This window comes from Streptomyces sp. L2 (assembly GCF_004124325.1).
GTDB lineage: Bacteria > Actinomycetota > Actinomycetes > Streptomycetales > Streptomycetaceae > Streptomyces.
In genome coordinates this window covers 5,739,256-5,757,789 of record NZ_QBDT01000001.1, presented here as the reverse complement: position 1 = coordinate 5,757,789, position 18,534 = coordinate 5,739,256, and the positions used below count along the sequence as shown (strand labels likewise).

The window sequence follows — 18,534 nt, the reverse complement described above, 5'->3', positions numbered from 1 at the left end:
CGTGCCGATCGTAGTGGGGAAGCCCCCGCTTCCGTGGACCGGCGGGGCAAAGGGTGCGGGAAAGGGTGCGGCAAGGCACCGGGGGGGGATGTCAGCTCCAGATAAGTTGAATACAGGATGCGTATTACCTACGCTCGCGGTATGCGGCTCCTGCGCTCCACCGACCTCGCCCTGCGCGTCCTGATGCGGCTCGCGGTGGCGACCGGGTCCAGTCCTACGACCCGCCAGGTCGCCGAGGGCATGGACGTGCCGTACACGCACACCGCGAAGGTCGTCGCCGAACTCCAGCACCTGGGCCTGGTGGACGCCCGCCGGGGGCGCGGCGGCGGCCTCAGCCTCACCGAGCAGGGGCGTACGGCGTCCGTGGGACGGCTCGTGCGTGCTTTCGAGGGTGACGGCGACGTCGTCGACTGCGAGGGCGCCACCCCCTGCCCGCTCAATCCCGGCTGCCGGCTGCGCGGCGCCCTCCGCCACGCCCAGGAGGCGTTCTTCGCGGCGCTGGACCCGCTGACCGTGCAGGACATCATCGCGGGGCCGACCGGACCGCTGCTGCTGGAGATCTCCAAGAGGGCTTGAAACAGCCCGCCGCGAGCGCCCACCCCGCCGGGCACCCTCTGCTACTCTGCGCACACGTTCGAATACCGGAAGCGGTGTCACGCATTCCGGTGCGTCAGTGCCATCGTGCCCGACCGACGAGACGAAGAGCATGGACCTCTTACCAGTGCCCGACGCCGACGGTTTCCGTTCCACCGACGAACTGGCGGACCTCCTGCGGACCCTGCGCGCCTGGGCCGGCAACCCCTCGTACGCCGAACTCGTGCGGCGGATCAGCGCCCTCCGTGCGGCCCGCGGGGTACCGGCGGCGGAGTGCGCGCCGGGCCGGGTCACCGTCTACGACTGCTTCCGCACCGGGCGGCGCCGTATCGACATGGACCTCGTGCTCGACATCGTGACCGCGCTGGGCGCCCCGGCTCCGGAGCTGGGACGGTGGCGGCGGGCACTGCGGGGTCTGCTGTGCCGGTCGGACGGCTGGGCCGGTGGGCCTCGGACGCACGCACAGGCCGGTGCGTGCGCCGACGCGCCCGTGGCCGGCGGCTCCCTCACCGGCCGTGCCGCCGAACGGCGTCCGGAGCCGGTGGCCGCCTACCGTCGGCTGTCCGCTTCCGACCAGCGGCTGTTCCGGCTGCTCGCGCTGCATCCCGGCGATGTGATCGACGCGGGCGCGGCGGCGGCGCTCGGCGGGGTGCCGGTGTCCCGGGCGGCGGCCTCGCTGCGGCTGCTGGGCCGAGAGCGTCTGCTTCTGCCGGTCGCCGGGGGCCGGGAGCGGTACCGGCTCGACTCCGCCGAGCGCGCGTTCGCGCTCCGCCTGACCGTCGCGGAGGACCCGCACGACGTCCGGCACCAGGCCCTGGACCGGCTGGTCGAGCACTACGGCGGTACGGCGACGGCAGCGGCGGCCGGCGCGCCGGACGACTCCCCCGCGACACCGTTCTGGGACGGCGCGTTCGAGGCACGGCTCGCTCAACTCCGCCTGGAGGGCGGAGACATGGTCCGCGCGGCCGCGCACGCCCGTACGGCGCTGGCCATCGCCATCGGCACCGAGGACCGCTCCACCCAGGCCCTCGCGCTGACGACCCTCGGTGCGGCGGCGGCCGGTACGGGCGACCACGCGTCGGCCGAGCGGTACTACGGCGAGGCGCTCAGCGTGGCGGAGGCGCTGGGTGATCCACATCAACTGGCGTGCGTGCACCAGCGGTTCGCGGACGCTCTGCAGGCCATGGGCCGGCCGGAGCACGCGGCACTCCACCAGGCGCGGGCAGCGGGCGGCGGCCACTGTTCGGGTTCGTTCGGGATGCTCGCCGGGGTGCGGCCCGGGGCGTGAGGCTGGGCCCGTCGGCCGACACGGCCGACGCTCCGGGAGCGCTGGACGTCGACCGCGGCAGCGCGGGGGGACCGGACCGGGCCGGCGACGGGGGAACCGCCGACGACCGCCGCACCCTCCACCATGCACGCCCGCGCCTGCCCGTGCGCCGGCCGCTCCCGGCTCGACACGCCATCCGGCGCGTCGACATCGGGTACGGAAGGGAAACCGATGAGACGGTTCATCAAGAGGGTCGTCGCCCCGCTGGCGCTCGCGCTCGGCCTGGGCATGGCCCTGCCGGCCGCCGCCGAAGCCACCCCGGCCAAGCCCCAGCCCTCCGGCTACGGCTTCCTCGCGGCGCTCTACAAGCCGCCGTCCAGCAACGGCACGTACTTCTGCATGGACGAGTACCGCCAGATCAACGGCGACGGCCGTCCGGTCGTCCTGCGGCCCTGCAACGGTTCCTGGAACCAGTTCTGGGTCTGGGACGGCAACGGCCTGATCCACAGCACCAACGACGGGCGGTGCCTGTGGGCGCACTGGGCCGCCGACCCGAGCGACCACCCGGACGCGGTCGCCCGCAACTGCAACAGCGCCGACACGCACCAGCGCTGGACCCTGGGCACCGACCACTCCGTCTGCAACGCGGCCGGCGCCTGCCTCGCGGCCACCGGCGCGCCGTTCCCCCGCAGTTCGTACCACCTCTTCGGCTCCGGCAAGGGCACGTCGGCGAGCATCTACCAGCAGTTCGACTGGCACCACTCCGACAGCAGCACGCCGATCAACCCGAACATCTAGCAACACCACTGACCGCCCCGGCACGGCCACCGAGAAGGCTGCCCTGCCGGGGCCCAGGTGTTCCCGGGTTCAGTGCGTGCCGGGCTCTGCCTTGAGCGCGGCGACGAAGGGAGCCCAGGCGGCGGCCGTGAGGAGGAGAGCGGGGCCGTGCGGCCTCTTCGAGTCACGCACGGGGACGAGTCCGGGGATGTCGTCGGCTACTTCGAGGCAGTTGCCGCCGCTTTCGTTGCTGTAGCTGGACTTGCGCCAGAGGGCCGCGCCGGGGAAGTCGCTGGCTACCTCCACGCATTCACCGCCGTCCCCGTTGCTGTGGCTGCTCTTGAACCAGAGCGCGTCACTCAAGTCGATGCGATTGCTCGCCATTTCGGTAATCCTCTGCCGCTGCCTTGATCATGGCCAGGGACTCGTCCGGTGACAGCGCGACGGCCCTGAGACGATCGTATGCCTTGCGGTACTGCTGCACGAGGGCCGGATCGTCTACGGTGTCGCCGCTGTACGACGCCTCGGTGTAGATCAGTGGTGGGGCGTCCGGAAACGTCATGATCATGATCGCGGCGGCCATGAGGGGGTACGCCCTTTGCTTCCGCGGAACGATTTGCGGAGTGATCCTGCGCCGGTCCGCCAAGTCAGCGATGTGGTCCAGCTGTTCGGTCATGCCCTGGGCGCCCAGGAGTGGTTCGGTGATGAGTGACTCGTGAACGATCACCCAGTACTCGGGAGTCTGCTGGTCCGCCTCGAAAAGGCTCGCCCGCGCCATTCGGGCACTGACCTTCTCTTCCACCTCGGCGTCGGAGGACAGCGGAAGGCCCGCCAGGATGACGGCCCGCGCGTATGCCGGGGTCTGGAGCAGGCCCGGCAACAGCATCGGGCACCACTCCTCGATGGTCAGAGCATGCTTCTCCGCCTCCAGGACCTTTTCGAAGTACGCGGCGTGCCCCGCTCTCCGCGCCTTCCGTACATCCTCGCAGCGCCGTTCGAAGAACCCGTCCGTCTTCAGTACCCGATCCGCGTGGCGGGCCAGGTCGACCGGCATCCGTCGCTCTCCGTGCTCGATGTCGCTGAGGTAGGTCTTGCCGTAGAAGCTGCCCTCCAGGAACGCTTCCAGCGACAGCCCCGCCTCCTCCCGCTTCCAGCGCAGCTCCTTGCCATAAAAGCCCGGGACGCTCATCGAACCGTCGATGTCCTTGCGTCGGACCACGCGCGCTCACCGCCGTAACTCACTGTGCCAATTCCGCTGTTCGCGTCGCTCACGCGAACTCTCTTACAGGCTAGCGAGTTGAGGGACAGCCTGTGATGTGTTCGTCACTGACCGCATCGAACAGAAGGCTGCCGCCCCCCATGTCCAATCCCCCCTCCCCCACCTCCTACGACATCACCCTCTGCGTGGAGAACCTCCGCGCCGCCCTCGCCCTGCACGGCATCGTGCTGCCCTCGCTGCGGGCGGATCTGCCGAGCTTCGCCGGGTCGTACGCGCCGCCCGCCGGTCTCGTCGCGCTCGGGAACTGCAACGCGACCACGGCGCACGCGCTGGCCGTCGTGCTGCGGAAGGCGGCGGCCGAGTGATGACCGTGCCGGAACTGCGGCTGCTCGCGACTCCGAAGGCCGTGCCGGAGTTGCGTCACCATCTGCGTGAGCACGGCTTCGATGTGCAGCTGTGCGCCACGGAGTTGCTGGCCAACGTGATCCGCCACGTGGGAGAGGGCACGCCGGTCACGATCCGGGTGATCGGGGCGCCGGGGCGGGGTCGTACCCGCGTGGAGGTCACCGACCCCGATCCGCGTGCCCTGCCCGTCCTGCTGTGCGCCGGGCCGGCGGCGGAGTCGGGGCGGGGGATGGCCCTGCTCGACGCGCTGGCCGTCCGGTGGGGCGTCGAACTGGCCGGCGACAGCAAGACGGTGTGGTGCGAGGTGGCCGACTGAGGCCGGACCGGCCAGTGCCGGACCGGCTCAGTGCCGTACCGCGTCCTGGGGTGCGGGCAGGTGCCCGGTCACGACCCGGCCCGCGGAAGGGGCGGCCGCTCGCCGGTCCACCGCGTAGGCCACGGCGGCCACGCCGAGCCCCAGGACCGCGAGGGCCGCGCCGGCGAGGGCCGGGGAGGTGTTGCCGAAGCCCGCCGCCAGGGCGACGCCGCCGATCCAGGCGCCGCCGGCGTTGGCGAGGTTGAAGGCCGCCTGGTTGGCCGAGGAGGCGAGGGAGGGCGCGGCGGCGGCCTTCTCCATGACCATCAGCTGGAGCGGGGAACCGGTGATGAACGCCGCCATGCCGAGGAGGGTCACCCCGAGGGCCGCGCTCCACTCCGCGCGCATGAGAAGGGGGAAGAGGAGGAGCACGGCGCCGAGGAAGGCGAGGCCGCCGAAGAGGGTGCCGCGCAGGGAGTGGTCGGCGAGGCGGCCGCCCAGCAGGTTGCCCGCGGTCGCGCCCACGCCGAACAGGGCCAGCAGGAGGGTCACGCTGGACTCGGCGAACCCGGCGGAGTCGGTCAGCATCGGGGTGACGTAGCTGTAGGCCGCGAAGAGGGCGCCGAAGCCCGCCACCGTCGTACCGAGGGCCAGCCAGACGGGCAGGGAGCGCAGGGCGGCCAGTTCGCCGCGCAGGCCGGTCGCCGGGGCCGCGTGCGCGTGGTCGTGGGGAATGAGGGCGGCCAGGGAGGCAATCGCGGCGAGGCCGATCGCGCTGACGGCGAGGAAGGTGGCCCGCCAGCCCAGGTGCTGGCCCATCAGCGTGGCCACGGGCACGCCCGCGACGTTGGCGACGGTCAGCCCGAGGAACATCAGGGACACCGAGCGGGCCTTGCGCTCCGGCGCGACCATGCCGGTGGCGACCACGGCGCCGACGCCGAAGAACGCGCCGTGCGGCAGTCCGCTGAGGAAACGTGCGGCGAGCAGGGAGTCGTAGCCGGGGGCGAGCGCGGAGATCGCGTTCCCGGCGACGAACAGGGCCATGAGGGCGATGAGGACCGTGCGGCGGGACAGCCGGGCGGTGAGCGCGGCGAGCAGCGGGGCGCCGATGACGACGCCGAGCGCGTACGCCGAGACCAGGTGCCCGGCACTCGGTATGGACACGTGCAGGTCGTCCGCGACGTCGGGCAGCAGGCCCATCATCACGAACTCCGTGGTACCGATGCCGAAGGCGCCGACGGCCAGGGCGAGCAGAGCCAGGGGCATGGAGGGAGAGACCTTTCGGGGAGTTCCGTCACGCTTATGTTCAGCTACGGAACAAAGTCTCTCACGCCCAGCATTCCAGCGGGTTACGAGGTCGTGTCGAGGTTCACACGGGCGGCCACCGGGAGGTGGTCGCTGGCGGTGCGCGGCAGGGTCCAGGAGCTGACCGGGTCGACGCCCCTCACCATGATGTGGTCGATCCGCGCCATCGGGAACGACGCCGGCCAGCTGAAGCCGAACCCGCTGCCCGCGGCGCCCTGCGTGGAGCGCATCTGGGAGGTGACGGCGTTGAGCGAGCGGTCGTTCGTCGTGCCGTTGAGGTCGCCGAGCAACACCACCCGCTTGACCGGCTCGTCGGCGATCGCCTGGCCCAGCGCGTCCGCGCTCCGGTCGCGCTGCCGGGCGGTGAAGCCGGCCTCCACCTTCACCCGGACCGAGGGCAGGTGGGCGACGTAGACCGCCAGCGGCCCCTCGGGGGTCGCCACGGTGGCCCGCATGGCGCGCTTCCAGCCGAGCCTGATGTCGACGGCCCGCACGCCCGTCATCGGATACTTGCTCCACAGCCCGACGGTGCCCTCGACCGCGTGGTACTTGTACGTCGGCGCCAGCGCCTTCTCGTACACCGGCACGTCGGCGGCGGGCACCTCCTCCAGGGCCAGCACGTCGGCGCCGGAGGAGGCGACGTCCTGGGCGGTGGCCGTCGGGTCGGGGTTGTCGGCGTTGACGTTGTGCGTGGCCACCATGAAGTCGCCGCCGCCGTCCGTCTTGGCGGTGAGCAGCCCGCCGAACAGGTTCAGCCACACCAGGGCCGGGAGCACGACGGCGATCAGCGCCGTCGCCGACTTGCGCACCACGGCGAGGACGAGCAGCACCGGGATGAACACGCCGAACCAGGGCAGGAACGTCTCGGTGAGGCTGCCCAGGTTGCCGATCCGGTTGGGCACGTGCGCGTGCAGCACCATCACCAGGGCGAGCAGCAGGGCGAGCAGAGCGAGGACGATCCCCCGGCGCCAGACGCGCGGGTCGCCGCGCCAGCCGTCGAGCAGTCTCGATGCCAGGCGGCGCAGCCGGGTTCCCGGTCGCTCGGGCGCCGGGCCCGGGTTGTCCGTCTCCGTCACGTACGCCTGCTGCGCCATACCGTCTGCCTCACTGCCCGCCGTACACACCGTTCGCTCCCCCGTGTCCGTCCGACCCTAGGGGATGACCGGTTCCGTTCCCGCCGTCCCATGACGGCCCTACGCAAGTCGAGGACGAACAGGGCGGTACGGAGGGTTCCGGTGGCCGGTGGTGCGGGCGGGTCTGTGACGAAACGCGCACATGGGCGCTACGGCATTGTCGAGCTGACGGGCTGTGGACCTCGGCTGACGGGCCGTGAGGCGGACCTGACTACGGCCGTGAGGCGGACCTGACTGCGACGGTGAGGCGGACCTGACCCGACTACGGCCGTGTCGCGTCGGGCGGGCGCAGTCCGGCCAGGACCGTGTCGACGACCCTCTCGGCGAGGTCATCCGGCAGGTCGGCGTCGGGGCGCATGACGCTGCGGACGAGGATCGGGCCGACGAACATGTCGTTGGCCAGTTCCAGGTCGACGTCCGTGCGGAGTTCGCCGTCGCGCTGACCCCGCCGCAGCACCTCCAGGCCGAGGTTGCGCCGGGGCAGTATGACGCCCGCGTGGTACGCCTCCCACAGCTTGGGGCTGCTCTTGATCTGGGCGTGGACGTTGTGCAGGATCGCCGAGGAGCGGTGGGCCAGACCGCGCAGGCGCAGGGACTCCAGCAGGACGACGAGGTCGTCGCGCATGGAGGTGCCGGGGAGTTCGGGCTCGGCGGGTTCGGCGGCGCGGACGACGTCGACGAAGAGCTCCTCCTTGCCGGCCCAGCGGCGGTAGATGGTGGCCTTGCCGACACCGGCGGTGCGGGCGACGCGCTCGATGGAGAGTTCGGCGAAGGGGACGCCGTCCTCCAGGAGTTTCATCACGCCCTCGATGATGGCCCGTTCCACCGCCTCGCTGCGGGGGCGTCCCCGGGCGGGGCCGTCCGTGCGGGGCCGGCCGGCGGCAAGACTCACGTCATTCGTCCCTTCACTGTGCTGCGGGAATTCTCCCGCAGCCGCCTCCTCCCCCCGTAGTGACGCCTCCGTCGTTCACTCGCTCGCGGTGGCCGGCTCCCCCGTCGGCCGGGCCGCGTCACTCGCCCGCGGCGACCAACTGCGGCTCCTCCTCGTCCTGCCGGCCGGCCGGCGGCTTGCCCGGCAGGAACGCGGCGACCACCACGGCGCCGACGAGCGCGACACCCGTACCCCACAGGGCGGTGACGTGCATGGCGTGCAGGAAGGCGTCGTTGGCGGGGGTGATCAGCGCCTGGCCGCCCCGGCCGAGCTTCTCGGCGATGCCGAGGGTGGCCTCGATGGACTCGCCGGCGGTGTCCCGCAGGTTCGGCGGCAGCGCGCCGAGCTTGCCCTCGATGCCGTTGCGGTAGGCCGTGGACAGCACCGAGCCGAGGACGGCGATGCCGAGCGCGCCGCCGACCTGGCGGAAGGTGTTGCTGAGCGCGGAGGCGGAGCCGGCCTTCTCGCGCGGCAGGGCCTGCATGATGACGACGGAGGTCGGCGTCATGATGTGCGCCATGCCGGTGCCCATGAGGAAGAAGATGACCTCCAGGATCCAGATCGGCGTGTCGGCCTCGAAGGTCGCGAACGTGGCCAGGGTCGCGGCGATCAGCACCAGCCCGCCGGTGGTGGTCGCCTTGTTGCCGAACCGGTCGACGACCAGCCGGGCGCGCGGCGCGAAGATCATCTGCGCGGCGGCCAGCGGCAGCATCATCAGGCCGGCCTGGAGCGGCGAGTAGCCGCGCACGCTCTGGATGTAGAAGACGGAGAAGAAGGTGACGCCCATCAGCGCGAAGAAGACCAGCGCGATGGCGGCCATGGCGGCCGAGAAGACCTTGTTCTTGAAGTAGGTGACGTCCAGCGACGGGTGGTCGCTGCGCTTCTCGAAGACGATGAACGCGGCGAGCACGGCGGCACCGCCGAGGATGGCCGCGAGCACCTTCGGGTCGGTGAAGTCGGCCAGCTCGCCGCCCTTGATGATGCCGTAGACCAGCAGGACCAGGCCGACGACGGACAGGACCACGCCGATGGGGTCGAGGCGGCCCGGCTTGGGGTCGCGGGAGTCCGGCACCAGCCACAGCATCAGCACGAACGCGAGGATCACGATCGGCACGTTGACGAAGAAGACGGAGCCCCACCAGAAGTGGTCCAGCAGCTCGCCGCCGGTGATCGGGCCGATGGCGATGGCCAGGCCGACACCGCCGGCCCAGATGCCGATCGCCTTGGGCTGCTCCTCGCGCTCGAAGACGTTCATCAGCACGGCGAGGGTGGCGGGCATCACGAAGGCCGCGCCGAGCGCCATCACCGCGCGGTAGGCGATCAGCTGGTCCGGCGAGCCGGACTCCGCGGCCAGGGCCGAGCCGATGCCGAACAGCAGGATGCCGCCGAGCAGCACCTTCTTGCGGCCGACGCGGTCGCCGACCAGCCCGGCGGTGAACAGCAGACCCGCGAAGACCAGGGTGTAGGCGTTGATCGCCCACTCGATCTCGCTCTGGGTGGCACCCAGACCGGTGGGCGCCGGGCTGGAGATCGTCTTGATGGCGACGTTCAGGATCGAGTTGTCGAGCACCACGATGAGCAGGCTCAGCATGAGGACGCCGAGGATGGCCCAGCGGCGCCGGTGCACCGCTTCCGGTATCCGGGAGGCAGGGGCGGAGGTTGTCATGTGTTCGAGCCTACGGCCATTTCAATACGGCACCGTCTCGTATCTGAATTACTTTACCCAGACCTTACTCACCGGGGAGTTTGCCGCGCCTCAGGGATCACAGGCGGGCCCCCTGGCCCTCCCTGACACGAGGTGCCACCATGGAGGGGATCCGGGGACGCCGTCAGGGCGCCTCGAGATGACTGAAGGAGCGTTGCAATGACGCAGCTTTCGGCTGCCCAGAACAAGCCCTCCGACGGCAGCAAGGCGCTGTACGGGGGCAAGGGCACGCGCCGCATCACCGTCCGCGACATCGCCCTCGCCAAGGAGCGGGGCGAGAAGTGGCCCATGCTGACCGCCTACGACGCGATGACCGCGTCCGTCTTCGACGAGGCCGGTATCCCGGTGATCCTCGTCGGCGACTCGGCGGGCAACTGCCACCTCGGATACGAGACCACCGTGCCCGTCACCCTCGACGAGATGACCATGCTGTCGGCGGCCGTCGTCCGCGGGACGACCCGCTCCCTGATCGTCGGCGACCTGCCCTTCGGCTCCTACCAGGAGGGCCCGGTGCAGGCGCTGCGCTCGGCGACCCGGCTGGTGAAGGACGCCGGGGTCGGCGCGGTCAAGCTGGAGGGCGGCGAACGGTCGCACGAGCAGATCCGGCTGCTGGTGGAGTCCGGTATCCCGGTCATGGCCCACATCGGGCTGACCCCGCAGTCCGTCAACGCGATGGGCTACCGCGTCCAGGGGCGCGGTGAGGAGGCCGCGCAGCAGATGCTGCGCGACGCCAAGGCCGTGCAGGACGCGGGCGCGTTCGCGGTCGTCCTGGAGCTGGTTCCGGCGGAGCTGGCGGCCGAGGTCACCCGGGTGCTGCACATCCCGACCGTCGGCATCGGCGCCGGCCCGGAGACGGACGCGCAGGTGCTGGTGTGGACCGACATGCTGGGGCTGACGCCGGGCCGGGTGCCGAAGTTCGTCAAGAAGTACGCGAACCTGCGTGAGGTCATGGGGAACGCGGTGAAGGAGTTCGCCGAGGACGTCGTCTCCGGGACGTTCCCCCAGGAGGAGAACTCCGTCCACTGAGCCACTGCGGCAACACCTGGCCGCCCCCGCCGACCGTCCCCCGTCGGCGGGGGCGGCCTTTTGATCGTCGGGAAGTTGTCGGTGGCTGTCGGTGGCTGTCGGTGGCTGTCGGTTCGTTGTCGGCTGTTTGTCGGCGGGCGCTGGCACTGTCGTCTCCATGACACGCATCGACGACAACCCCGCCGGCGTACACCACGCCGTGACCGTACGGGGACTGGTCAAGCACTACGGCGAGACTAAGGCGCTGGACGGCGTCGACCTGGACGTGCGCGAGGGCACCGTGATGGGTGTGCTCGGGCCGAACGGCGCCGGCAAGACCACCCTGGTACGGATCCTCTCCACCCTCCTGGCCCCCGACTCCGGCCATGCGACCGTGGCCGGCTACGACGTCGTACGCCAGCCCCGCCAGCTGCGCCGGGTGATCGGCCTCACCGGCCAGTACGCGTCCGTGGACGAGAAGCTCCCCGGGTGGGAGAACCTCTACATGATCGGGCGGCTGCTCGACCTCCCCCGCAAGGAGGCCCGCGCCCGCGCCGACGAGCTGCTGGAGCGGTTCTCGCTGACCGAGGCCGCCAAGCGCCCCGCGAGCACCTACTCCGGCGGCATGCGGCGCCGCCTCGACCTGGCCGCCTCCATGATCGGCCGGCCCGCCGTGCTGTACCTGGACGAGCCGACGACCGGCCTCGACCCCCGTACTCGCAACGAGGTCTGGGACGAGGTGAAGACCATGGTCGGCGACGGCGTCACCGTGCTGCTCACCACCCAGTACATGGAGGAGGCCGAGCAGCTCGCCTCCGAGCTGACCGTCGTGGACCGCGGCAAGGTCATCGCGAACGGCGGCATCGAGGAGCTGAAGGCCAGGGTCGGCGGGCGCAGCCTGCGCGTCCGGCCGCTGGACCCGATGGAGCTGCGCCCGCTCGCCGGGATGCTGGACGAGCTGGGCATCACCGGCCTCGCGAGCACCACGGTCGACGTCGAGACCGGGACGCTGCTGGTGCCGATCCTCAGCGACGAGCAGCTGACCGCCGTGGTCGGCGCCGTCACCGCGCGCGGCATCACCCTGTCCTCCATCACCACCGAACTGCCCAGCCTGGACGAGGTGTTCCTGTCCCTCACCGGCCACCGTGCCAGTGCCCCGCAGGAGTCCGTCCCCGCCGACGCCCGCCAGGAGGTCGCCGTATGAGCGCCGTCACGACCACGCACGTCCCCGCCGACCCCCGTATCTCCCTGCGCGGCCACCTGCGGCACACCGGCGCGCTGATCCGCCGCAACCTGCTGTGGATCCGCCAGGACCCCGAGTCGATGTTCGACGCGCTGCTGATGCCGATCGTGTTCACCCTGCTGTTCGTGTACGTCTTCGGCGGCTCGATCGGGCAGGCGCTCGGCGGCGGTCAGGAGAGATACGTCCAGTACGTCATCCCCGGCATGCTGGCGATGATGAGCATGACCCTCTCCCAGGGCGTCGGCACCGGGTTCAGCCAGGACTTCAACAGCGGGGTCATGGACCGTTTCCGGTCGCTGCCGATCGGGCGCGGCTCGGTGCTGTTCGCGAAGATCGCGGTGGAGCTGGGCCGGATGCTGTTCGCGACGGCGGTGCTGATGGTCGTCGCCGTCCTGGTCGGTTTCCACATCCGTCACTGGGCGGGGCTGTTCGCGACCGTCGGGCTGTCCGCGGCGTTCGCCTCGTCGATCATGTGGGTGTTCCTCACCCTCGGCGTGATGCTGAAGAACGCGCAGTCCGTGCAGGCCATGGGCTTCCTGGTGCTGTTCCCGCTGCAGTTCGGCTCGTCGATCTTCGCGCCGACGAAGTCGATGCCGGGCTGGCTCCAGACCTTCACCGACTACAACCCGCTGTCCACGCTGGCCGACTCGGCCCGCGGGCTGATGGTGGGCGGTCCGGTCGCCCACGACCTGTGGGTGACGCTGGCCTGGTCCGTGGGGATCACCGCGGTGATGGCGCCGGTCGCGATCCACAAGTTCCGCACGAAGAGCTGACGTCCTTCCGCACGAAGAGCTGACGTCGGAGCCGGCCCGTGGGCGGCTCACACCAGGGCGGTGGCCTCCGCGAGGGAGAGGCCGCCGCCCTCGGCGTACGCGGTCCGGTACGCCTCCTCGTCCAGGGCCTCCCGGATCCGGCTCACCGTGCGGTCGTACACCCGCCGCTCCACCCCGGAGGGGACGTGGCCGTCGGGCAGCAGGGCGTCCGCGGTGGCCAGGCAGCGGGCGGCGTCGCGGGCGCGAACGCCGCCGTCGACGCGGGCGAGGGCCATCGCGGCGACGGTGAGGCAGATGCTGTTCAGGTGCGGGGTGATGGCCTGGGACAGCGGGTCGCCGGCGAGCCGCAGCGCGTCGCGGATGCGGGTGCGGGCGTCCTCGGGCGCCCCGTCGAGCGCGTCCAGCCAGGCCTCCTGGCTGAGGATCAGCGCGTCGAAGACGACGAAGTGGGCGATCCTGAAGTCCTCGCGCAGCAGCCGTAGTTGCTCACGGGCCTCACCGGCCCGGTCGGTCAGGGAGAGCCAGCAGGCGAGGAAGAGGCGGGCGGCGGGCCGCGCCTCGCTGCCGCTGCCGTCGTCACGGGCGAGGACGTCCCGCAGCAGCCGCTCACCGCGCTCCGCCTCGCCGGTCTCCATGAGCACGTTGCCGAGCCGGGCGTTGAGCACCGCCATCTGGGCGCGGGCGCCGAGGCGTTCGGCGAGTTCGACGGCCGCCGAGTAGGCGGAGACGGCCCGCTGGTGGTCGCCCTTGCGTTCATGGGCCTCGCCGCGGGCGGACAGCGCCTCGGCGGCGCCCCAGACGTCACCGAGGCGCTGGTAGATCTCCAGGGCCTCGTCGGCGTCCCGGCCGGCGTCGCCCGCCCACGCGGTGCGGTTGGCGAGGAGGTTGGCGCGCAACTGGAGGGCCCCGGCCAGCTCCCACTCGTAGCCGTCGAGGCTCCGGCAGGTCTCCACGGCGGCGTCGAGGATGACACGCAGCCGGTCCACGCCGTTGGTGAGCATCTCGGCGAAGAACCACACCATGCCCGGGGTGCGGCAGGTCTGCGGCAGGCCGGGCTCGTAGACCTGGGTGATGACGCGCAGCTTGGCCTGGGCCTCGGGGGTCTGCCACAGGTCGAGTTCGGTGTCCATGCAGGCGAGATGGGCGAGGTGGACGCCGCGCCGGGCCTCGGCGAGGAGTTCCCCGGTGAGCGGGGGCGGGACGTCGGTGCAGCGCTGCCAGACCGGCTCGGCGCGGCGCACCGGCTCGGTGAACGGGTCGGGGCCGAGCGCCATGACCTCGCTGCACCAGGTGCGGGTCTCGATGCGCAGGTCGCGCATCTGCCAGAACCAGACCATGGAAAGCACGAGCGACAGGCCCTCCTGCTCGTCGCGTACGGCGACGGCGTGCCGCAGGGCGGTGCGCAGGTTCTCGTACTCCAGCTGGAGCCGTTCGATGGCGGCGCGCTGTCCGGAGCCGCGCAGCAACGGGTCGGTGGTGCGGGCGAGTTCACGGTAGTACGTCAGATGGGCGCGCTCGGCGACGGTCCGGTCGCCGGTCTCGTCGAGCCGTTCGGCGGCGTACTCGGCGACGGTCTCCAGCAGCCGGTAGCGCATCGCGCCGTCCGCCGACGGGGCGGCGACCACGAGGGACTTGTCGACGAGGGAGCCGAGCGCGTCGAGCGCGGCGGGCCCGCACACGGCTTCGGCGGCGGCCAGGTCGCAGCCGCCGGCGAACACCGACAGCCGGGCCAGGACCTCGCGTTCGTCCGCGTCGAGCAGCTCCCATGACCAGTCGACGACGGCGCGCAGGGTCTGCTGGCGGGGCAGCACGGTGCGGCTGCCGGAGGTGAGCAGCCGGAAGCGGTCGTCGAGCCGGTCAGCTATCTGGCGGGGTGTCAGCATGCGCAGCCGGGCCGCCGCCAGCTCGATCGCCAGGGGCAGGCCGTCCAGGCGGCGGCAGATCTCGGCGCAGGCCGCCGGGTCACCGGCCACCTGGAAGTCCGGCCGGGCGGCGGCGCCCCGGTCGGCGAGCAGGCGCAGCGCGACCGGCTCCGGGAGCGGGTCCACGGGCCGCACCAACTCCCCCGGCACGCCCAGGGGTTCGCGGCTGGTGGCGAGCACGGTCAGTCCGGGGCAGCGGGCCAGGAGGAGCTGGGCGAGGTGGGCTGCGGCCTCGACGACGTGCTCGCAGTTGTCGAGGATGATCAGCATGCGGCGCCGGGCGCAGTGCTCCAAAAGCCGCGCGACGGGGTCGTCGCTGCGCTCGGACACGGCACGCATGGTCTCCACGCCCGCCCCGTGCAGCACCGTCTCGCGGGCGCCGATCGCGGTGAGGACGGCCCGAGGTACGGCGTCGGGGTCGTCCACGGGCGCGAGTTCGGCCAGCCACACGCCGTCGCGGACGGTGTGCCGTACGGCGTCGGCCGCCTCCTGGGACAGCCGGGTCTTGCCGGCGCCGCCGGGGCCGAGCAGCGTGACCAGCCGGGCGGCGGCGAGGTCGGCGCCGATGGCCGCGATGTCGGTCTCCCGGCCGACGAAGGAGGTGAGCCGGGCGGGCAGGTTGCCGAGCGCCGGGGCGGCGGGGCCGGGTGCGGGTTTGGGCGCAGGTTCGGGTTCGGTCAGCAACGCGGCGTGCAGGGCGCGCAGTTCGGGTCCGGGGTCGGAGCCGAGCCGGTCCGCGAGGAGCCGTCGTACGTCCTCGTAGGCGGCCAGCGCCTCGGCGGGGCGGCCCGCGTCGCGCAGGGCGCGCAGCCGGAGCGCCTGGAGAGGCTCGTCCAGGGGGTGGCCGTCGCACAGGGCGGCCAGTTCGGGCAGCGCCTGTTCGGCCTGGCCGAGGGCGAGGGCGGCGGTGTGCCGGCCGCGCAGGGCGTCGAGGCGGCGGGTCTCCCAGCGGGCGGCGTCCGCGGTGCGGTCGGGCAGGTCGGCCAGCGGCGGGCCGTGCCACAGGGCGAGGGAGTCGTCCAGGACGGCGGCGGCCTTGGCCGCGTCGCCGTCGGCGAGGGCACGCAGGCCGTCGCCGGTGAGCCGGTCGAAACGGGTCAGGTCGACGTCGTCCGGGGTGGCGGTGAGCCGGTAGCCGCCCTCGGCGGAGGCGACGGCGTCCGCGCCGAGGGCCCGGCGCAGCCGGCCGACCAGCGCCTGGAGGGCACCGGCCGCGTCGGCGGGCGGATCGGCGCCCCACACCTCGTCGACGAGCACTCCCGTCGGCACGGTACGCCCCGCCCGCAGGGCGAGCACGCACAGCAGGGCACGCAGGCGCGCCCCGCCGACGGGGACGGCCGTGCCGTCGGGGCGGAGCGCCTGGGTGGGTCCGAGGAGGCGGTATCGCACGGGGTCCATTGTCACCGGGGACGCCGGGTCACCGCTTCCGGGTTTCAGACGCGCGTGAACCGGGAGGAGTCGAGGGTGAGGGTCCGTCGGCTACGGGGACCTCGATCTCCGGCCGAAGGGACCGGTCCGGGCCGCGCTGGTGGTCGCCGTTCTCCGGCCGGGTACGGTCGGCCTTCCCTCCGCACCTGTACGGTCGACCCCGCGCACCTCACCGACACACCCCACCGACGCACCCCAGGAGTCCCGCCCATGACGACCGCCGCCACCCGCCGCAGCGACCGCCGGGTCAGTCCCGTGTTCGTCGGGATCCTGGCCGTCACGGGCGTGACCGGGTGGGCGACCTGGACGGGGTTCGCCGAGCAGCGGGGCGTCGCGGTGTTCCTGTTCGTGACGGCGGCCTGGCTGGTCTCCCTGTGCCTGCACGAGTACGCGCACGCCCGGACCGCTCTGCACAGCGGGGACATCTCGATCGGCGCGAAGGGCTACCTCACACTGAACCCGATGAAGTACACGCACGCCCTGCTGAGCGTCGTACTCCCGGTGCTGTTCGTGATCATGGGCGGCATCGGTCTGCCGGGCGGCGCGGTGTTCATCGAGCGGGACCGCATCCGGGGCCGCTGGCGGCACAGCCTGATCTCGGCGGCGGGCCCGCTGACGAACGTCCTGTTCGCCCTGGTCTGCACGGCCCCGTTCTGGCTGCACGCTCTGGACGGCGTACCGAGCGACTTCCGGTACGCGCTGGCGTTCCTGGCGCTGCTCCAGGTGTCGGCGGCGATCCTGAACTTCCTGCCGGTCCCGGGCCTGGACGGCTACGGCGTAATCGAGCCCTGGCTGTCGTACGGCGTCAAGCGCCAGATCCAGCCCTTCGCGCCGTACGGCCTGCTGTTCGTGTTCGCGCTGCTGTGGGTGCCGTCGATCAACCTGGCGTTCTTCGACCTGGTCGACGCGGTGCTGCGCGGCCTGCACGTGGACACGGGCTTCTCGGACTGCGGCTACTGGCTGTACCGCTTCTGGGAGGGCACGCCGGACATGTGCACGCCCGGCGTGTAGCGGGTCAGCCGGTGATGGGCTGGATCAGCCGGTGACGGACTTCGTCGCCTTGGCACGCTTGACGTAGTACCAGGTCATGTTGGACGTGAGGCCCGCCAGCAGCACCCAGACGATCCCGAGCCAGCTGCCCTGGGCGAAGGAGACGACGGCGGCGGCCACGGCGAGGACGCAGACGACGAGGGTGTAGAGGGCGATCCGGGGCATGGGGGTCGGGCTCCTGTCGGGGACACGGGTCGGACTGCGGCGGTACTGCTCTGCCGTACCGCTTCGCCGACCAGTGTCCCTCATCCCTCTCCCCGGCTCACACGTCGGTGACGCGGAGCCCGGCGTGCGCCTTGTACCGGCGGTTGACGGAGATCAGGTTCGCGACCAGCGACTCGACCTGGTGGGCGTTGCGCAGCCGGCCCGCGAAGACGCCGCGCATGCCGGCGATGCGGCCGGCCAGCGCCTGCACGATCTCCACGTCCGCCCGCTCCTCGCCCAGCACCATCACGTCGGTGTCGATCTCGTCGATGTCCGGGTCCTGGAGCAGGACGGCGGAGAGGTGGTGGAAGGCGGCGGCGACCCGGCTGTCCGGCAGCAGGGCGGCGGCCTGCTCGGCGGCGCTGCCCTCCTCGGGCTTGAGGGCGTACGCCCCCTTCTTGTCGAAGCCGAGCGGATTGACGCAGTCCACGACGAGCTTGCCGGCCAGGTCCGCGCGCAGCGAGGCCAGGGTCTCGCCGTGGCCGTCCCACGGTACGGCGACGATCACGATGTCGCTGCGGCGCGCGGTCTCGGCGTTGTCGGCGCCCTCGACACCGTGACCGAGTTCCTCGGCGGCGGCCTGCGCGCGCTCGGCGGCACGGGAGCCGATGATCACCTTCTGGCCGGCCTTGGCGAGGCGGTAGGCGAGGCCCTTGCCCTGCGGTCCGGTGCCGCCGAGCACGCCGACGACGAGGCCGGAGACGTCGGGCAGGTCCCAGGGGTCCTTGGCGGGGGCCTTCTGCGCCGCGCCGCCGGTCTCGCTGGAGGTCGTTGAGGTCATACGCCGACTCTACGGTGATCGGCGCCGCCGCGGGGAGCGTCACCGGGGCGGGCGAATTCGGGGTGAACGGCGGGTGGCGGGCGCGGGGTTGGTACAGGATGCGGTCGCATGGACGCCGTACGGGTCGCGCTGCTGCGCGAAGTGCTCGCCGGAACCGAGTGGCTGGACGCCACGCGCCGCTTCGCGGGGGTGCTGCGGGGGTCGGTGGTGGCGCACGGCGGCGGCCTGCTGCTGGTGGGCACGGCTGAGTACGAGCCGTGGCACCTGGCCGCCCACCTCGTGGACGAGGCCGCGTGGTCCGGCACCCCCGAGCTCGCCCCGACCCTGGTACGTCACCACGCCCGCCCGACCGACCCGGCCCACCTCGCGGTCGGCCCGGGCCGAATCGAGGCGGCCCGCCGCGGCGAGACGCTGTTGGTGGTGACGCCGGGGGTGAGGGAAGTGGGGTCGGGGGCGGGGGCGGGCTTGGGTCCGGGGTCGGAGCCAGGTTGGGGGCC

The 18,534-nt window shown here is 72.2% G+C and carries 18 protein-coding genes and 1 pseudogene; 10 read left to right on the top strand and 9 right to left on the bottom strand.

The genetic code is table 11. From position 1 onward, the window contains the following. The first annotated feature begins 141 nt into the window (after positions 1-141). From DBP14_RS25730 to DBP14_RS25715, 3 genes are all read left to right on the top strand, one after another. On the top strand, positions 142-576 hold the full coding sequence (locus tag DBP14_RS25730) for an Rrf2 family transcriptional regulator (RefSeq protein ID WP_129309479.1): 435 nt from the start codon (positions 142-144) through the stop codon (positions 574-576). Between the two features lie 130 nt (positions 577-706). Further along, on the top strand, positions 707-1,882 hold the full coding sequence (locus tag DBP14_RS25720; RefSeq protein ID WP_206739352.1) for a hypothetical protein: 1,176 nt from the start codon (positions 707-709) through the stop codon (positions 1,880-1,882). A gap of 210 nt (positions 1,883-2,092) precedes the next feature. Next, positions 2,093-2,659, top strand: coding sequence for an RICIN domain-containing protein (locus tag DBP14_RS25715; RefSeq protein ID WP_129309477.1), 567 nt, complete (start codon positions 2,093-2,095; stop codon positions 2,657-2,659). Positions 2,660-2,728: 69 nt separating this feature from the next. Here DBP14_RS25715 and DBP14_RS25710 read toward each other — a convergent pair whose 3' ends face one another. Both DBP14_RS25710 and DBP14_RS25705 read right to left on the bottom strand, forming a co-directional pair. After that, the gene (locus tag DBP14_RS25710) at positions 2,729-3,022 is read right to left on the bottom strand and encodes a DUF397 domain-containing protein (protein WP_129309476.1); all 294 of its coding nucleotides are present in this window, start codon (positions 3,020-3,022) and stop codon (positions 2,729-2,731) included. After that, positions 2,994-3,857, bottom strand: a complete 864-nt coding sequence (locus DBP14_RS25705) for a helix-turn-helix transcriptional regulator (RefSeq protein ID WP_241741039.1) — start codon at positions 3,855-3,857, stop codon at positions 2,994-2,996. Before DBP14_RS25705 ends, DBP14_RS25710 begins: the two co-directional genes overlap by 29 nt. A gap of 140 nt (positions 3,858-3,997) precedes the next feature. On the opposite strand from DBP14_RS25705, the gene DBP14_RS25700 reads away from it, so the two are divergent. Continuing rightward, the gene (locus DBP14_RS25700; RefSeq protein WP_129309475.1) at positions 3,998-4,222 is read left to right on the top strand and encodes a hypothetical protein; all 225 of its coding nucleotides are present in this window, start codon (positions 3,998-4,000) and stop codon (positions 4,220-4,222) included. Beyond that, on the top strand, positions 4,222-4,578 hold the full coding sequence (locus tag DBP14_RS25695) for an ATP-binding protein (protein ID WP_206739351.1): 357 nt from the start codon (positions 4,222-4,224) through the stop codon (positions 4,576-4,578). Before DBP14_RS25700 ends, DBP14_RS25695 begins: the two co-directional genes overlap by 1 nt. A 27-nt stretch (positions 4,579-4,605) precedes the next feature. On the opposite strand, the gene DBP14_RS25690 is transcribed toward DBP14_RS25695, so the two are convergent. The 4 genes from DBP14_RS25690 to DBP14_RS25675 all read right to left on the bottom strand — a co-directional run bounded on the left by DBP14_RS25690 (position 4,606) and on the right by DBP14_RS25675 (position 9,592). Next, the gene (locus DBP14_RS25690) at positions 4,606-5,823 is read right to left on the bottom strand and encodes an MFS transporter (protein WP_129309473.1); all 1,218 of its coding nucleotides are present in this window, start codon (positions 5,821-5,823) and stop codon (positions 4,606-4,608) included. A gap of 83 nt (positions 5,824-5,906) precedes the next feature. Beyond that, positions 5,907-6,956, bottom strand: coding sequence for an endonuclease/exonuclease/phosphatase family protein (locus tag DBP14_RS25685; RefSeq protein WP_129309472.1), 1,050 nt, complete (start codon positions 6,954-6,956; stop codon positions 5,907-5,909). 301 nt (positions 6,957-7,257) lie between these two features. Further along, complete coding sequence (locus DBP14_RS25680) at positions 7,258-7,887, bottom strand: TetR/AcrR family transcriptional regulator (protein WP_129309471.1); 630 nt, start codon at positions 7,885-7,887, stop codon at positions 7,258-7,260. 118 nt (positions 7,888-8,005) lie between these two features. Then, positions 8,006-9,592 carry an MFS transporter gene (locus DBP14_RS25675; protein ID WP_206739350.1) on the bottom strand — a complete coding sequence of 529 codons (1,587 nt, stop codon included), beginning with the start codon at positions 9,590-9,592 and terminating at the stop codon, positions 8,006-8,008. 198 nt (positions 9,593-9,790) lie between these two features. Here DBP14_RS25675 and panB point away from each other — a divergent pair, with 198 nt between their 5' ends. The 3 genes from panB (at position 9,791) to DBP14_RS25660 (ending at position 12,652) form a co-directional block, all read left to right on the top strand. Continuing rightward, positions 9,791-10,657 carry a 3-methyl-2-oxobutanoate hydroxymethyltransferase gene (panB, locus tag DBP14_RS25670; protein ID WP_129309470.1) on the top strand — a complete coding sequence of 289 codons (867 nt, stop codon included), beginning with the start codon at positions 9,791-9,793 and terminating at the stop codon, positions 10,655-10,657. Between the two features lie 157 nt (positions 10,658-10,814). Continuing rightward, the gene (locus tag DBP14_RS25665) at positions 10,815-11,840 is read left to right on the top strand and encodes an ATP-binding cassette domain-containing protein (RefSeq protein ID WP_164992408.1); all 1,026 of its coding nucleotides are present in this window, start codon (positions 10,815-10,817) and stop codon (positions 11,838-11,840) included. Further along, positions 11,837-12,652 carry an ABC transporter permease gene (locus tag DBP14_RS25660; protein WP_129309468.1) on the top strand — a complete coding sequence of 272 codons (816 nt, stop codon included), beginning with the start codon at positions 11,837-11,839 and terminating at the stop codon, positions 12,650-12,652. The genes DBP14_RS25665 and DBP14_RS25660 overlap by 4 nt, the downstream gene beginning before the upstream one ends. Positions 12,653-12,699: 47 nt before the next feature. On the opposite strand, the gene DBP14_RS25655 is transcribed toward DBP14_RS25660, so the two are convergent. Then, positions 12,700-15,972 carry a BTAD domain-containing putative transcriptional regulator gene (locus DBP14_RS25655; RefSeq protein WP_129309467.1) on the bottom strand — a complete coding sequence of 1,091 codons (3,273 nt, stop codon included), beginning with the start codon at positions 15,970-15,972 and terminating at the stop codon, positions 12,700-12,702. A gap of 240 nt (positions 15,973-16,212) precedes the next feature. Here DBP14_RS25655 and DBP14_RS25650 point away from each other — a divergent pair, with 240 nt between their 5' ends. After that, positions 16,213-17,013, top strand: a complete 801-nt coding sequence (locus DBP14_RS25650) for a site-2 protease family protein (RefSeq protein WP_129309466.1) — start codon at positions 16,213-16,215, stop codon at positions 17,011-17,013. A 24-nt stretch (positions 17,014-17,037) separates the two neighbouring features. Here DBP14_RS25650 and DBP14_RS25645 read toward each other — a convergent pair whose 3' ends face one another. Both DBP14_RS25645 and npdG read right to left on the bottom strand, forming a co-directional pair. Continuing rightward, positions 17,038-17,217, bottom strand: a complete 180-nt coding sequence (locus DBP14_RS25645; RefSeq protein ID WP_129309465.1) for a hypothetical protein — start codon at positions 17,215-17,217, stop codon at positions 17,038-17,040. Between the two features lie 97 nt (positions 17,218-17,314). Then, positions 17,315-18,037 carry an NADPH-dependent F420 reductase gene (npdG, locus tag DBP14_RS25640; RefSeq protein ID WP_129309464.1) on the bottom strand — a complete coding sequence of 241 codons (723 nt, stop codon included), beginning with the start codon at positions 18,035-18,037 and terminating at the stop codon, positions 17,315-17,317. Between the two features lie 108 nt (positions 18,038-18,145). On the opposite strand from npdG, the pseudogene DBP14_RS25635 reads away from it, so the two are divergent. Then, positions 18,146-18,466 (top strand): annotated as a pseudogene (locus DBP14_RS25635) (hypothetical protein); the annotation flags it as partial. Between the last annotated feature and the right edge of the window lie 68 nt (positions 18,467-18,534).